We start from the raw sequence: 14804 nt of genomic DNA on the forward strand, positions 1-14804 counted from the left end.
TTCCCCCTAACTTTCATTTCTATTTATTTATAATTTAATTGCTCTTTTTAGATGCTTATATCCTATTATTTAGCCAATTGTTTAACATAATAAGGTATCATTATAATAGTTCCAATTAAACAATCAAATGTATCCATCATAGTATCAACTAAACCTCCTGCTTGACAGTTCATTCCTAAAAACTTATCTACAGAAAACTCCATAAGCTCCCAAAGGCTAGCACCACCCATGCTAAACATAAACATAAATATAACGAAAAATATTTTTCTTTTGGTGCTATTTACTTCTATATTGCCAAAATAATTAAACATCACATATGCAACACTGCAAGAAATTAATCCTGACCATATATGCAAAAAATCATCATAATTTTTTATAGAAGCATAAAATCCAAAAGAAGATCCCAAAAGACCTGCAAATAAAATAAATATGACTAAAGTTATAATTAACGTAGTATCAAAAAGCTTATCAAATTTCTTATTTAAGTAAACTAATATAATCGTTCCCGCTAAACTTGCCAAAGCATATAATATATTTTCTACTTGATTTGTAGAAACAAAATAAATTATGGAACCTAAATAAATAATATATATCACCCTAGACATCCAATTTAAGACTTTTTTATTATTCATAATTAAGACCCCCTACAATTTTGCTAGATGAATAATCTATTTATTATATTCATAACTATAACACAAAATTTTTTTTACTTCACCTTTATTTATATGGAAATTTGTTAAATATATTAAATAAAATAGCGACTCTACGGAAAGTTGATTGAAAATATTAAATTTAGAGTTTATTCTTATATATGTGGAGGTGATAGATATGAACTGTGAAAAAGTAGGAAGCCTAATATTAAAACTTAGAAAAGAAAAAAACATGACTCAAAAACAAATAGCTGACTTATTAAATATAAGTGATAAAACTGTTTCAAAATGGGAACGAGGTTTAGGTTGTCCTGATGTATCAATACTTACAGATTTATCAAAAATATTTGATATTAATATAGAAAAAATATTATTAGGAGATTTAAACCCTAATGATGTAGACGGAGGAAATATGAAAAGAATTAAATTTTACGTTTGCCCTAACTGTGGCAATATAATAAGTACAACTGGTGAAGGTGAAATATCTTGTTGTGGTAGGAAACTAAAAGCTACTATTCCAACTATAATAGATGAAAATCATATAATAAATATAGAAGAAATTGAAAATGACTATTACATTACTATTGACCATGAAATGTCTAAAGAGCATTATATATCATTTGCTGCTTATGTTACTTATGACAGAGTACTATTAATAAAGTTATACCCAGAGCAAAGTCCAACAGTAAGATTCCCAAGGCTTAGTGGGAAATTTGAAAGAGGTAAGTTTTATATATATTGTACTCAACATGGATTGTTAACGAATGGAAAATAATTACAAATACTAAAAAGACCATCAATTTAGATGGTCTTTTAATATTTTAATTTTTAGTTAGTTTACCCTTATAAAAATATATTCCTCCACTTAAGTTGTAAACTTTATTAAATCCATTTTTAGATAAAATATCACAAGCTCTTGCACTTCTTCCTCCAGAAGAACAATACGCAACTATTTCACTATCTGTATATAAGTTTAAAGTTGGTAATTTTGATGAAAGTGTATCAACAGATATATTTCTAGCATTTGGAATGTGTCCACCTTTATACTCACCTGAACTTCTCACATCTAAAATTAATATATTGTTGTTATTCATCATCTTTTGTAATTGGGATCCAGTTATAGTAGTATAACTTCTTTTTCTAAATAATCCTGAAATTAATCCCATAACATCTCATCCTCCATATTTTATGCTTCTTTTAAAACTTCTTTTAATGCATTATATGAAAAATCGATTATTTCGCTACAACTTACCTTATTTTTCTTCAAGTTAGCACAAATTTCTGTATTATATTCTTCTCTTACTTTTTTCATTATTTCTTTTGAATATTTTCTAGCTTCATTTGGAGTAGAACTATCTTCTCTACCTTTTATATAACCTGCTACTAAAACAGCCGCATTGACTGCTCCACATAGGCTACCTACTGTTATACCAGTTCCCATTCCACTTCCTAAAGCAACGGGTATATCTGTTTTAAATTCTTCGTTGTATGATTTTATTAGCGCTTCAGCACAAGTGTATCCTTGACTATGATAAATTGATGGTTTTGTCATTTTAATGTCTCCTTCTCAGTTAAATCTAATTATACATATATTGTATCACTATTTTAGTTTTTTTCTGTGACTTTATCACAAATAATATATTATTCCATATAATTATAGTCTAATCTAAAAAACATAATTTTATCATCATACATCCAAAATTCCAGAGAAGTTTTGTTTTTTTTATCTGTATAGCCTAAAATATTAGTTCCTTGCTCTACTCTTTTATAATAATTTTTACCATAGGATTTTATTATTTTATCTTTATCATCACCAATTTTTATACCTTTATTACTAAATATATCTTTATCATTTACAACGAATCTTATAATTTTATCATTATATTTTTCTGTTGCCACTTCCACTTTTTCATTTAAGTAGTAGTAGTTGTACTTAACATTATCTTGGCTAAGTTTATTTATATGTCCATACTTTAATTTTACATTGTCATTATTAATACTTTCACCTAAATATATATCATTAACATTTTCTTTTGACAAATTTGTAGACTTACTAAAAAAATGATGATAGTTCCTCGAAAAACTTAAGCAAAAGAATGCTACAAACATAAACAATAAACCTAAAATGACAAATAATTTTCTCTTCATATATATCCCCTTAATCTAAATTTAATAAATATCTTCTATGACATAAATCCTACTTTCATCATTAATATAAATTAAATACAATTAGCTATTATCATCTTTATTTTTTATTAAAGTCAATATTATACTTATCTGATATATTCACATCTTCTTCTTTTAATCTTTCTAATATATCTTTAATTTCGTTTTCCATATTTTTATTTTTTTCCTCTTGCCAATCAAAATCATTATCTATAGTTTCTTTGTTTGCATATCCATAATATTTATTGCCCATTATCTTCTATTCCTTTATCTCCTCGTCATCTTGTACATATTCTAAAATATCTCCTGGTTGACAATCAAGTGCCTTACATATTTCATTTAATGTGGAAAATCTCACAGCCCTTGCCTTATTATTCTTCAATATTGATAAATTAGCCATGGTAATTCCCAATTTTTTAGAAAGCTCTGTAGCACTCATTTTTCTCTTTGCCATCATTACATCTAAATTTACAATTATAGCCATTTGCTTTCCTCCTTAAATAGTTCTATCATTTTCATCCTTAATATCTATAGTCATTTCAAATAATTTAGACGAAACAAGAGCAAAAACTCCTATAGCAAGTGATAAAAATGAAACTATTACACAAGGTAAAATAGTAAGTGCGTAAAAATATATGTTAAATACAAAGTAAAAAATTATGTTGATTAAGTTAAAAAGAATAACCTCACTAAATGAACAGTAAGCAATATTATTTATTAACTTTGGTATACTCTGAGAAAAAGGATTTTTACTTGTTATATGTGAACACAATTTTTTCAAATTAAATAATGCAATTACATAAGGTGCTGCACAGATGTAAATACCCACAGTCATTACTGTCACATATTTTGATTCAATATTTATGGATGCACTTTTACTAAGTGCCCCCAGAATAAAAGGTAAACCTGCCAACATAATTAATGTTAATATTATACCTGCTGAAACTATAATATTTAAAATCTTAGAATAACTATTTTTCATTTTATATTGTCTCCTTTTAGTTATGTTTTTTTAATTTATATACATCTTTAATCTTAATAAATACTGCATTTATTATTGATGTAAATAAAAATAAATATGCTATTGGTATTAAAAAGAATGGTTCCTGTAAAGTACCATCTTCTAAAACTTTGCTTCCTATTAAGTTATAAGACACTAAGCATAATAACGTCATTAGTAAACATAATAATGTAATTTTGTATTTTCTCATTTTCTTTCTCCTTTTTTATTTTCTATATTTATATTAATATATTTTTTATAAAAATACAATAAAAATTTATTGTTTTTCAATAAATTTTTATTGTATTTCCTAAAGTAGAATTTCAATAATACTAACTACACATTAAACTTAAATATAAGATGACACTTTAATGGTTGATATAATATAAGTTTTTAACTATAATTTATATAATTTCTCACTATAAATATACTTTATTGTCAATAGGAGGCGCTATGAAGAAAATACTATTTGTAACTGACTTATATTACAATGCAAAAGGTAGAAATTACTATGAAGAAGATCTTTTCCTTACCTCTGCACTTAGAGAAGATTTCAAATTAGTTATTTGTAATCCAAAAGATATAAATGATTTTAGCGAAGATTTCGATTTAATTTTATTTAGAAACACAGGCCCTGCTGCCAATTTTGATGAAGAATATAAAATATTTAGAAATAAAATAAAAACCAATAATTTAATTACTTATAATTCTTTTGATGGCCACGGTGATATGAACGGGAAAAATTATTTGATAGATCTTACAAACAAAAATATGCCTGTTATTAAAACTATCAATCATATTAACGACTTTCATAAACTACCATATGTAGATAATTATATAATAAAACCCATAGATGGTGCCGATTCCATAGGTTTAGAATTTTTAAGCAAGAAAGAAATTTGTAAAAAAATTAACTCAACTAATTACAATTTTTTAATTCAACCATTCATAGATTTTCAGTACGAAGTGTCTTTTTATTATATAGATAGAAAATTCCAGTATGCTCTTTATACTCCAGATAAAGGAAAGAGATGGCAAATGGAAGAATATACACCTACAAATAAAGATTTTGATTTTTGTAATATTTTATTAAATTGGAATAATTTAAGTCATGGAATTCAAAGAATTGATGCTTGTAGAGATGAAAATGGTAATTTACTTCTTGTAGAAATGGAAGATTTAAATCCTTATTTGTCTTTACTAGATATTTCTCCAACTTTAAGAGATAAGTTTGTTTATTCATTAAAAGACTCTTTAAACAACCTTTTATAATAAAAATAGCAACTATTTTATGTTATCTAAAATAGTTGCTATTTTATTTTTTATTTAATTAAGCTACTTTTGAATCTTTTTTTCTTTAGATTTTAATGACTTGTCCACAGCAACAGCTGTTGTCATTGCTCCATTAACATTTAACATTGTTCTTCCCATATCAAGAATTGGATCTATAGCTATTATTGCTCCAGCCAGCGGAAAATATGCTCCCATTCCCATACCTGAAATTACCACAGATACAGACATAGTTGCAGTTCCTGGTATTCCTGCAATACCTAGTGAACTTATTGTTATAACTATTATTAACATTACGTAGAAAGTAAAGTTCATATCTACTCCAGCCATATTAGCAATCAATACACTAACTAATGCTGGATATACTCCTGCACATCCATTCATACCCATGTTTGAACCTAAGCTAGTTACAAAACTGGCAGTTCCTGAGTCTACTTTCATATTTTCAGTTAAAGCTTCTATAGTAACAGGTAATGTTCCTAAACTTGAACGAGATGTGAAAGCTAGAATTAATGCTTTTGATGCATTTTTAATATAAGTTATTGGGTTCATTCCACTTAGAGTAATTATTACCAAGTGAACAACAAACATAATTGCCACACTTATATATAATGCTAAGATAAAATCTACAACATCTAAAAGTGAATTTACGCCTCTACTTGCTATGGTACTTGCCATCAATGGTACAACTGCATAAGGCATAAGTTTTATAACTGTGATAGCAACTGAAACTATAATTTTATAAAAAGCTTCCACAATATCTATAAAAGGTTTTATTATTTCTAAGTATTTTTTTCTAAGTCTTCTTATGGCAAGACCTATAAAAGCTGCAAAAATTACTACTGCTACTGTATTTCCATCAGCCATAGCCTTTATTGGATTTGATGGAAGTAAATTTCTTATAGTGTCTGGCAATGATGTTATCTCTCTAAGTTCTTCACTAGTATTTGCTACTTGTACAGAAGCACCTAAATCAAATATATTTGCTACTATTACAGCGATAATAGCTGCTATTGCTGTTGTTGCAAAAAACATTGCCACAGATCTAAATGTTAGTTTTCCTAAGTTGTCTTCTTTCATATTCATTATAACTCTAATTATTGAAACTAAGACTAAAGGCATTACTATCATTTTCAATAAATCCATAAATCCGTTTCCAAATAATCCATACCATATACTTACTTCATTTATCCATGTAATAGATGTAGGGTCTTTAGGAAACTGAGCCAATGCTTGAATTAAAATTCCAAGACCTAAGCCCATAAATATTGAAATTACCATTAAGTTTGTAAATTTAAATTTCTTGCTTATTTTATTTATTATAAAGAATAAGCCTACTAGAACAACAACCATTAATACACTGTATATATTAGTTATCATTAAAAATTGCGATAAAAATGTATTACTCATATTATCCTCCCAAATGTTTATTATCAAAATGATAATTTAGATTATATCATTATCATTTTGATAATACAATACCTTTTCATAAAAAAAGAAGTATCTCTTAAAAAACTTTGAGATACTTCTTTTAAAATTAACTTCTCTTTATAAAATCTACATTGCACTTTGGGCAGTGAATAGAAATCTTACCTTTCCCCTTAGGTACTCTCACCTTCTGTTTACAAGAAGGGCATTTAAAAAATGCATATGACTTCTTTTGTTCTTTTATCTTCTTTTGTTTATCCAGTAATAACTTTACTTTATTATGAAAATTTAAATATGCTGTTTTTTCTGAATATCTTTTATTAAAATTCTTAGAAAACATTCTAAAATATATAAATACCACCATAGCTAAAGCCAAAATATAAAATATTTCGCCAAAGAAACTTGCTCTACCACTTAATAAAGATATTATTAAACTTACAAATACTAACTTAAAAAGAAATTGATTCAATTCATCATTTCCATATCTTCCATACATAAATTTCATTAATTTTTCTTTCATTATTAATCTCCCTTGAAATTTTAATCTTTCGTGTAAAGAATTTTAACATATATAATGATTTTTAACAACTATTTTCATTATTAACAGAAACCTTATTACAAAACCCTTATTCTGGGTATCTATTAATTGTATTCATTTTGTTAAAACAAGTGTCATTTTCAATTGATAATACAATCCAGTTATTTTTCTTGACATAATCACATTTTAACAGTAATATAATATTATTAATTGAGAACGAAAATTTAAGTGAGAGGGATTAATATGAGCAATAGTAGATATGAGGAAGCAACAAAAGTCACATTAATATCAATTCTGTGGAATGTGATTTTAACATTTATTAAAATCTTAGGAGGTATACTAGGAAAATCAAACGCCATGATTGCAGATGGTCTTCACTCTGCATCAGATATAATTAGTTCAATAGGAGTTTTAATAGGTAATAAAATTGCAAAAACACCCAATGATAAAGAACACAATTATGGACATGAAAAAGCAGAAACTTTAGTGTCTTTTTTATTGTCCATGTTACTTATAGGTGTTGCATTAAAAATAAGTTTAAATGGATTTAATTCACTACTTCACTTGGAAGATGTGCAAGTGCCCACATTTTTACCACTAATTATTTCTGTAATTTCCATAGTAATAAAAGAATATCAATATAGAATTACTATAAAAGTTGCTAAGAAAATAAATTCGCCATCACTAAAAGCAGATGCTTGGCATCATAGATCTGATGCTTTATCTTCTGTGGCTGCATTTATAGGTATAGGTGGTTCTTTACTTGGATTCAAAGCATTAGATCCTATTGCTACAGTAGTTGTTGGTTTATTTGTTGCAAAAGTTGGATTAGATATTTTTAAGGATGCAATTAATGAATTAATGGATTATTCCATAGATGAAAAGGATGAATCACAAATCATTGCAATTGCAAATTGTACAGATGGTGTTTTAAATATTGGTGAACTTAGAACAAGAAAACACGGTTCAATGGCATATGTTGACTTAACTATTTGTGTAAATAAAGATTTAACAGTTCTACAGGGACATGAAATTGCAAATAAACTTGAAATATCAATTCTAGAAGAGTTGCAAATTGTAAAAGGTATAACTGTTCATGTGGAACCTTGTATAAACTGCGACGATTATAAGTGTTGTATTTAATATAAAAACTCAGCTTAAATATTTAAGCTGAGTTTTTATTATTGTAAATTTAGCTCTTTAACTAACTTAATTATTTGTTTAATATTTTCTTTATCTGTAAAGTCAGCAGGTGTTACATAAGCATCTAGCATGCCTTTTGTATTTTCATCCATTTCCTCTTCTTTTTGTTTTTTTAATATTCTTTTAAACATATTCATCATTAATTTATCTGTTACATTTAAATTTTTATAATTAAAAGCACCTCTTAAATAAAATTGTTTTATATTATCTATATCTTTAAAATTGTTTTTCTTTACTTCTTCATAAATTTTGTCATCCATAATCGATAGACCTACATAAAATACTATGAGATTTTTACTCCTAAATTTATCAATATCTTTATAAATATTTTTAAAACCTTTTATAGTCCCTGCATGTAGCCAACCACCAAAAATAATATTATCATAGTTTAATAAATCTACTGTGCTTACATCATCTATTTTGGATACTCTACAATCTAGTTCTTCTCCTATCCATTTTGCATATTTTTCTGTACTACCATACCTTGATTCATAAACAACTATACTTTTCATATTAATCCCCCTATTTTTTTAGTGCATTTTCCACAGATTTCAAATATGCTTTTGATGATACAGTTGCACCACTTATAACATCTACATTTACATTTTGTTTTTCTATTATTTTTTCCCACAATTCACTACTTACATCTGGAGTTAGTGGTTCTGTCAATACTTTAATATTTTCTATTTTTTGATTCTTTACACTAACTTCTACTTCACTAGTCCATCTGTCCTTAGAATATTTTCCTACATAAGTTCCATCTTCCAACTTACTTATATCTACACTATTTATTTCAACATTTTTGCCTTCTTTTATTCCTCTTGTCATTGCAAAAAATCCGCTCCCAATTATAACTATAAGAACAGATAAAAATATTTTAGTTTTTTTGAACATCATTAGTATCCCCCTTTAAAATTTATTTTCTATATTTTTTAATTATTTTTAAATAATCCGTAGATCATAAAATCCACATATTCATCTATTAATTTGTTTAAAAATTCTTTATCTTGATTATTTGATAGCACCATATTTGATATAAATCCATTTATAGATATCCAAGAAAAAAATGCATATTTTTCTGTATCAACATGGCGCAACAATCCTTCTTCTAAATATTTATCATATTTTTTTTTAGTCTCTTTTATTTTTAAACTGCTTCTTTCCTCTTCTGTAAAATCAAAATTTACTTTTTTAATTATATCAATATTATTTAGCATTATTGCTCTGTATTCTTCAGGACTTTCCAAAATTAAATTAATGTATGTTTTAAATAAATTTTTAATATTAGTTTCTTCGTTAGGATCATTCAATTTTAAATTACTCATGGTATAAATTATTTTTGATGATTTTTCTTGCCATATTGATAATACTATATCTGCTTTATTTTCATAATAGTTGTATATTAAAGAAGGAGAATAATCTATCTTACTTGCTATCTTTCGAATGGATAATTTTGAATATCCTTCTTCTATTATTATTTCACTCGCTGCTTTATGTATTTCTTTTTTAATTTTTTCTTTTTCCATCTTACGTCTTTCTTGTATTCCCATTTTTCCTCCTTGCAAATCTTATTGATTTTATATACATCGTTCAATTAATGAACACTGTTCATATTATTAATAGTATCACATTTCACACAATTTACCATAAAAATATTTGGACATTTTCTTTTTCACATAAAAAAAAGAGGTCTTCACCTCTCTCATTTATATAAAATATATAACGTTGTCTATATCTTCTTCATTCACATTACTTGTGTTATATTTAATTTTTGCAGGTATTCCTACAGCTGTACTATTAGATGGCATATCCCTTAAAACAACTGAGTTAGCTCCTATCTTACAATGATCACCTATATTAACAGGACCTAGTATTTTTGCTCCCGAACCAACTACAATATCATCACCTAAAGTAGGATGTCTTTTAAATTCTTTTTCATTTCCTGTAGCACCTATAGTAGCTCCTTGATATATAGTAACTCTATCTCCAATTATGGTCGTTTCTCCTATAACAACTCCGCTTCCATGGTCTATAAGTGTTCCCATACCTATTTGCGCGCCTGGGTGAATTTCTATACCAGTAAAGAATCTACTCAATTGAGATATTGCTCTAGCAAGAAAAAATCTTTTTTTATTATAAAAGAAGTGAGATATTCTATACATTATAAGAGAGTGTACAGAAGGGTATAGCAAAAATACTTCTATCTTATTTCTAGCAGCTGGATCATTTTCTAGTATAAAATTTATATCTGCTCTTGTATGTTCAAACAACATAATCTCACCTCTCTAAAAAATTCCCATGGACATATATTTATCTACACCATCAGGCGCAACAGTCACTATTTTTTTATTAGGGTGTTTTTTAGAAATTTCTATAGCCCCAAATACATTTGCACCAGAAGATATTCCTACTAAAACACCTAATTTATTTGCAAGCAATCTAACCATTTCAAAAGCATCTTCATCGCTTACTGTAATTACTTCATCCACTATATCCTCATAGTAATTTTTAGGTATAAAGTTTGCACCTATTCCTTGAATTTTGTGTGATCCCGCCTTTTTCTCTGTAATAAGCGGTGATGATAAAGGTTCTATTCCTATGGCTTCTATGCTTTCATTTTTCTCTTTTAAAAATTTTCCTACTCCGCTTATTGTTCCACCGGAGCCTATACCTGCAATAATAACATTTATATCTGGAACTTCTTTATAGATTTCTGGTCCTGTTTTTTCATAGTGAACTTTAGGATTATCTTCATTTTCAAATTGACCAAGATTTATATAGTTATCATTTTCTTTTAATAGTTCTTCTAACTTTTCAATAGATCCATTCATACCTTTAGATCCTTCTGTTAATATTAATTCCGCTCCAAAAGCTTTTACAAGCTGTCTTCTTTCCATACTCATGGTTTCTGGCATTATTATTATAACTTTATAACCTTTTAAGCTTCCTGCCATAGCAAGACCTATACCTGTATTTCCACTTGTAGCCTCCACCAATACACTACCTTCTTTTAATACTCCTCTTTTTTCAGCTCCTTCAATCATGGAGAGTGCAATTCTATCTTTTATGCTTCCACCTGGATTATATTTTTCTAATTTAACATATACATTTTCATATCCTATTTTATCTAAAGATATAATAGGCGTATTCCCTATTAACTCCAAACCATCTTTATATATCATTACTATTCCTCCCTATTTCCAATTATCAAAATGATAATATTATTGTAGCACTATCAAATTGATAACACAAGCATTTTATTATCAATTTGATAATTTTTTCATCTTACAAAATTTTACCTGTTTTAAAATATTAAAATTGATAAAAATTAACAATAATAATATGATATACTTAAGTAAACCACATTTTTTAGAATAAATTATGTTGGGAGGTTGAATTTTGAAATTAATCGATATAAAAAATTATATACAAAGCGTTTGCCAAAATATTTCAACTGTACTTGATGTAGATGTTACAGTAGTATCAAAAGATTTAGTAAGAATAGCTGGCACAGGTATTTTCAAAGATAAAATTGATGAAAAAATCTCTGATAAATCTGCTTATTCTAATGTATTAATATCTGGAGAACCTTACATTATAAATCGAGACATAGAAGATAGTTGTAAAAATTGTATTCATAGTAAAGACTGTAAAGAATTAGCTGATATTTGCACACCAATAAAACTTGGTAATAATAATATAGGAATACTTGGTATAGCAGCTTTCACAGAGGAACAAAAAAATAAAATTTTATCTAAGGATCAAGAATTATGTGAGTTTATCAGTAGTATGTCCAACTTAATTTCTTATAAATTAGATGAATTGTACAAAGAAGAAATTAGAACTGTTGAAGAGTTGGAAAAAGAAGAAATTGAAAAAGCAATAAAAAAATATGGAAATAATACACAAGAAATGAAACAAGTAGCAAAGGCATTAAACATTGGGATAGCTACTCTTTATAGAAAAGTAAAAAAATATAACATTAATGCTGAAGAAGAATAATAAAAAACAGTAGATTTACACTTAGTAAATCTACTGTTTTTTATTATTTTACAAATATTACAACTTCATCTAAAGTTTATTAACTTTTACACAAATAACAGACAACTTAACCATTAATATATATGATTAAAATTGTGTTTATTTTCTTTTAATCTATGGTATTATAAAATAAGTTAGATTTGAAAAACTTCACTTTTGTTTTAAGGAGGTAATTATGAAGGATAAATATATTATATATTTTATAAGTAGAACAAAATCAGAAATGATAAAATTTATAGATAACAAACTTAAAAAAAATAATTTAGATGATTTAATACCTAGTCATGGTAATATACTTACTGCACTCTTTGAAAGTGATAAACCTTTAACTATGAAGGAAATTTCAAGTAAAATTGGAAAAGATAAATCAACTGTAACTGCTTTAGTAAATAAGTTAATAAGCTTAGGATATATAGAAAAAGAAAAATCTATCTCTGATAAAAGAGTAACTTATATAAAATTAACTGACAATGCAAGAAATATAGAAGATAGATTTAATCATATATCTTCTCAAGTTAGGGAAACTGCATATAATAATTTCACAGAAGAAGAGAAAAAAGAATTCTTAAGATTACTAAAAAAACTTAGTACAAACTTCAGAAATGCCAATAAATTAGATTAAAAAAACTGTAGGCACTATGAGTACCTACAGTTTTTTTTAATCTAATATTTCTCTTAGTCTATAAAAGTAACTACTTCCTGAAGTGGTTTTCTAGGTAATTTTGCAGGAGTATTATCCTCTGCTATACCAACAGATATCATGGACATTAATTCGTAATTAGGCTTTTCAAATCCTATTAATTTTTCTAACTCTGCCTTAGCATGAGTAGGTCCTGTCATATAACAACTTCCATAACCCATTTCTGTTGCTGCTAATAAGAAGTTTTCCACTGCTGCACCTATTGCTTGTGCTGCAGATTGAGGAGATACTAAAACATCTAGCACTTCCTTTGAAGCTCCATTTTCTTCTAATATTTTGTACTCTATCATATCATAAGGCTTTGAATAAACCATTACAACTGCAGGCGCATTTTTAAATGAAGTATAGTATTTTAGTACACTCATGTGTATTTTTCTATCCTTTTCAGTTTTAGCTATTTCACCGATTTTTTCATGACTTTCAGCTACTATTTCGGCCATTTTATTTATTAATTCTTTGTTAGTTATTACAACAAAGTTCCAGTTTTGTTGATGTTTTGGTGATGGCGCTTCAATTGCTGCCTCTAACATTTTTAATATGTCTTCTCTTGGTACTTCCACATCTTTAAATTTTCTCACACTTTTTCGATTATAAATCACATCTAAGTTTGCCATTTTATTTCTCCTTTTATGTCTTAATTATAATATTTATAAAAATTTAAATTTTATTAACTGATTTAGCAAAATTGTTTATTTTTTACTTGCTTAATGTAATTTATAGGTTCCATCCACTATTAGTTTTTCACCAGACTAATTATACCCAATAAATAGTTTGTCGTCAAACTATTTTTCTAATATCATTAAAAATTATAATGTTTTTATAACCCTTATTCTAAAATTTCTAAATAACATCACAGTTACAAAAGCAAGTATGAAAATATTTATACAAATTTAAATAAATCCTTAAATATCTCATTTATTAAAAGTAAATTAGTCAAAATTCATTATTTAAAACAGTAATTTATTATATGTTAAATAATTTAGTATTTAATTATAATAATTATTAATAAATCTTAATCTACATATAAATTAACTTCCTTGGAAATATTAAAAAAGAAATTATAATTTTTAATTAGAATACCTTTTTTTGAATTGGAGGTTTAATATATGAAAGAGATGCCAACAGCCATTGATGGAACTCTTCGAAAATCTTTTCTTCGTGTGCCAGAAGTTATTAGAGAATGTAGCGGAATTAATGTCTTTGGAAAAAGAATTAAATCTTTAGTATATACAACAGATTTAGCTATTATAAGAAATGTAAATGCAGACGCTATTTTAGCAGTATATCCATTTACTCCTCAACCAATAATTACTCAAGCCCTGCTTTTAGCTTCTGATGTACCTGTTTTTACAGGAGTTGGAGGTGGACTAACAAATGGACTTCGTTCTGTTATGCTTGGTACAAATGCTGAAATACAAGGTGCTATAGGAGTCGTCGTAAATGCTCCCACCTCTAATGAAACACTTAAAAGTCTATCTGACGCACTAGATATTCCTGTGGTTGTTAGTATCATAAGTGAAGATTGCGATATAGAAGGAAGAATACATGCAGGAGCAAGCATATTAAATGTTTCTGCATCAAAAGATACTCCCAAGATAGTTGCAAAAATAAGAAAAGAATACCCAAAATTTCCTATTATAGCAACAGGTGGACCTACTGATGATACAATTAGAGAAACCATAAAAGCTGGTGCCAATGCTATAACTTGGACGCCACCTACAGTTCCCCACCTTTTCAAAGGTGTAATGAATTCTTATAGAATTAATGTAGAACATCATCACTAAAAGT

At 26.9% G+C, this 14804-nt stretch carries 22 protein-coding genes; 6 read left to right on the top strand and 16 right to left on the bottom strand.

What is annotated here, in order from left to right; translation table 11 throughout:
- Nucleotides 1-65: 65 nt before the first annotated feature.
- Nucleotides 66-632, bottom strand: coding sequence for a hypothetical protein (locus tag TEGL_RS12105; RefSeq protein WP_018592696.1), 567 nt, complete (start codon nucleotides 630-632; stop codon nucleotides 66-68).
- 196 nt (nucleotides 633-828) lie between these two features.
- Between TEGL_RS12105 and TEGL_RS12110 the strand changes: the two genes are divergently transcribed.
- Nucleotides 829-1425, top strand: coding sequence for a helix-turn-helix domain-containing protein (locus TEGL_RS12110; protein ID WP_018592695.1), 597 nt, complete (start codon nucleotides 829-831; stop codon nucleotides 1423-1425).
- A gap of 46 nt (nucleotides 1426-1471) precedes the next feature.
- Here the strand turns inward: TEGL_RS12110 and TEGL_RS12115 are convergent, their stop codons facing one another.
- From TEGL_RS12115 to TEGL_RS12145, 7 genes are all read right to left on the bottom strand, one after another.
- The gene (locus TEGL_RS12115) at nucleotides 1472-1816 is read right to left on the bottom strand and encodes a rhodanese-like domain-containing protein (RefSeq protein WP_018592694.1); all 345 of its coding nucleotides are present in this window, start codon (nucleotides 1814-1816) and stop codon (nucleotides 1472-1474) included.
- A 20-nt stretch (nucleotides 1817-1836) separates the two neighbouring features.
- Nucleotides 1837-2202, bottom strand: coding sequence for a C-GCAxxG-C-C family (seleno)protein (locus TEGL_RS12120; RefSeq protein ID WP_018592693.1), 366 nt, complete (start codon nucleotides 2200-2202; stop codon nucleotides 1837-1839).
- Between the two features lie 89 nt (nucleotides 2203-2291).
- Nucleotides 2292-2798 carry a hypothetical protein gene (locus TEGL_RS12125; RefSeq protein ID WP_018592692.1) on the bottom strand — a complete coding sequence of 169 codons (507 nt, stop codon included), beginning with the start codon at nucleotides 2796-2798 and terminating at the stop codon, nucleotides 2292-2294.
- A 97-nt stretch (nucleotides 2799-2895) separates the two neighbouring features.
- Nucleotides 2896-3069, bottom strand: a complete 174-nt coding sequence (locus TEGL_RS12130) for a hypothetical protein (protein WP_018592691.1) — start codon at nucleotides 3067-3069, stop codon at nucleotides 2896-2898.
- 6 nt (nucleotides 3070-3075) lie between these two features.
- Nucleotides 3076-3300, bottom strand: coding sequence for a helix-turn-helix domain-containing protein (locus TEGL_RS12135; protein ID WP_018592690.1), 225 nt, complete (start codon nucleotides 3298-3300; stop codon nucleotides 3076-3078).
- 12 nt (nucleotides 3301-3312) lie between these two features.
- Entirely contained in the window at nucleotides 3313-3798 is a 486-nt protein-coding gene (locus TEGL_RS12140; RefSeq protein WP_018592689.1) for a DUF2975 domain-containing protein, read from the bottom strand.
- 16 nt (nucleotides 3799-3814) lie between these two features.
- On the bottom strand, nucleotides 3815-4027 hold the full coding sequence (locus TEGL_RS12145) for a DUF3955 domain-containing protein (protein WP_018592688.1): 213 nt from the start codon (nucleotides 4025-4027) through the stop codon (nucleotides 3815-3817).
- Nucleotides 4028-4269: 242 nt separating this feature from the next.
- On the opposite strand from TEGL_RS12145, the gene TEGL_RS12150 reads away from it, so the two are divergent.
- Complete coding sequence (locus TEGL_RS12150) at nucleotides 4270-5088, top strand: hypothetical protein (RefSeq protein WP_018592687.1); 819 nt, start codon at nucleotides 4270-4272, stop codon at nucleotides 5086-5088.
- 63 nt (nucleotides 5089-5151) lie between these two features.
- On the opposite strand, the gene TEGL_RS12155 is transcribed toward TEGL_RS12150, so the two are convergent.
- Nucleotides 5152-6516 carry a cation:dicarboxylate symporter family transporter gene (locus tag TEGL_RS12155; RefSeq protein WP_018592686.1) on the bottom strand — a complete coding sequence of 455 codons (1365 nt, stop codon included), beginning with the start codon at nucleotides 6514-6516 and terminating at the stop codon, nucleotides 5152-5154.
- A 127-nt stretch (nucleotides 6517-6643) separates the two neighbouring features.
- A complete protein-coding gene (locus TEGL_RS12160) occupies nucleotides 6644-7054 on the bottom strand; it encodes a hypothetical protein (RefSeq protein WP_018592685.1) in 411 nt (136 codons plus the stop codon).
- Between the two features lie 261 nt (nucleotides 7055-7315).
- Between TEGL_RS12160 and TEGL_RS12165 the strand changes: the two genes are divergently transcribed.
- On the top strand, nucleotides 7316-8215 hold the full coding sequence (locus tag TEGL_RS12165) for a cation diffusion facilitator family transporter (RefSeq protein WP_018592684.1): 900 nt from the start codon (nucleotides 7316-7318) through the stop codon (nucleotides 8213-8215).
- 38 nt (nucleotides 8216-8253) lie between these two features.
- Here TEGL_RS12165 and TEGL_RS12170 read toward each other — a convergent pair whose 3' ends face one another.
- The 5 genes from TEGL_RS12170 to cysK all read right to left on the bottom strand — a co-directional run bounded on the left by TEGL_RS12170 (nucleotide 8254) and on the right by cysK (nucleotide 11457).
- Complete coding sequence (locus tag TEGL_RS12170; protein WP_018592683.1) at nucleotides 8254-8787, bottom strand: flavodoxin domain-containing protein; 534 nt, start codon at nucleotides 8785-8787, stop codon at nucleotides 8254-8256.
- A gap of 10 nt (nucleotides 8788-8797) precedes the next feature.
- Complete coding sequence (locus tag TEGL_RS12175; protein ID WP_051149956.1) at nucleotides 8798-9172, bottom strand: FMN-binding protein; 375 nt, start codon at nucleotides 9170-9172, stop codon at nucleotides 8798-8800.
- 35 nt (nucleotides 9173-9207) lie between these two features.
- Nucleotides 9208-9825 carry a TetR/AcrR family transcriptional regulator gene (locus TEGL_RS12180; protein WP_018592681.1) on the bottom strand — a complete coding sequence of 206 codons (618 nt, stop codon included), beginning with the start codon at nucleotides 9823-9825 and terminating at the stop codon, nucleotides 9208-9210.
- A gap of 156 nt (nucleotides 9826-9981) precedes the next feature.
- Entirely contained in the window at nucleotides 9982-10548 is a 567-nt protein-coding gene (gene epsC / locus TEGL_RS12185) for a serine O-acetyltransferase EpsC (protein WP_018592680.1), read from the bottom strand.
- A 12-nt stretch (nucleotides 10549-10560) separates the two neighbouring features.
- Nucleotides 10561-11457 (bottom strand): cysteine synthase A, encoded by an 897-nt coding sequence (cysK, locus tag TEGL_RS12190; RefSeq protein WP_018592679.1) that lies wholly within the window; start codon nucleotides 11455-11457, stop codon nucleotides 10561-10563.
- Between the two features lie 217 nt (nucleotides 11458-11674).
- On the opposite strand from cysK, the gene TEGL_RS12195 reads away from it, so the two are divergent.
- Together TEGL_RS12195 and TEGL_RS12200 are read left to right on the top strand one after the other, a co-directional pair.
- On the top strand, nucleotides 11675-12277 hold the full coding sequence (locus TEGL_RS12195) for a helix-turn-helix domain-containing protein (protein WP_018592678.1): 603 nt from the start codon (nucleotides 11675-11677) through the stop codon (nucleotides 12275-12277).
- Between the two features lie 214 nt (nucleotides 12278-12491).
- A complete protein-coding gene (locus TEGL_RS12200) occupies nucleotides 12492-12938 on the top strand; it encodes a MarR family winged helix-turn-helix transcriptional regulator (RefSeq protein ID WP_018592677.1) in 447 nt (148 codons plus the stop codon).
- A 53-nt stretch (nucleotides 12939-12991) separates the two neighbouring features.
- On the opposite strand, the gene TEGL_RS12205 is transcribed toward TEGL_RS12200, so the two are convergent.
- Complete coding sequence (locus tag TEGL_RS12205) at nucleotides 12992-13630, bottom strand: nitroreductase family protein (protein ID WP_018592676.1); 639 nt, start codon at nucleotides 13628-13630, stop codon at nucleotides 12992-12994.
- A 492-nt stretch (nucleotides 13631-14122) separates the two neighbouring features.
- Here TEGL_RS12205 and TEGL_RS12210 point away from each other — a divergent pair, with 492 nt between their 5' ends.
- Nucleotides 14123-14800, top strand: coding sequence for a hydrolase (locus TEGL_RS12210; RefSeq protein ID WP_018592675.1), 678 nt, complete (start codon nucleotides 14123-14125; stop codon nucleotides 14798-14800).
- Nucleotides 14801-14804: the final 4 nt, after the last annotated feature.

The organism is Terrisporobacter glycolicus ATCC 14880 = DSM 1288 (assembly GCF_036812735.1).
Taxonomy (GTDB): domain Bacteria; phylum Bacillota; class Clostridia; order Peptostreptococcales; family Peptostreptococcaceae; genus Terrisporobacter; species Terrisporobacter glycolicus.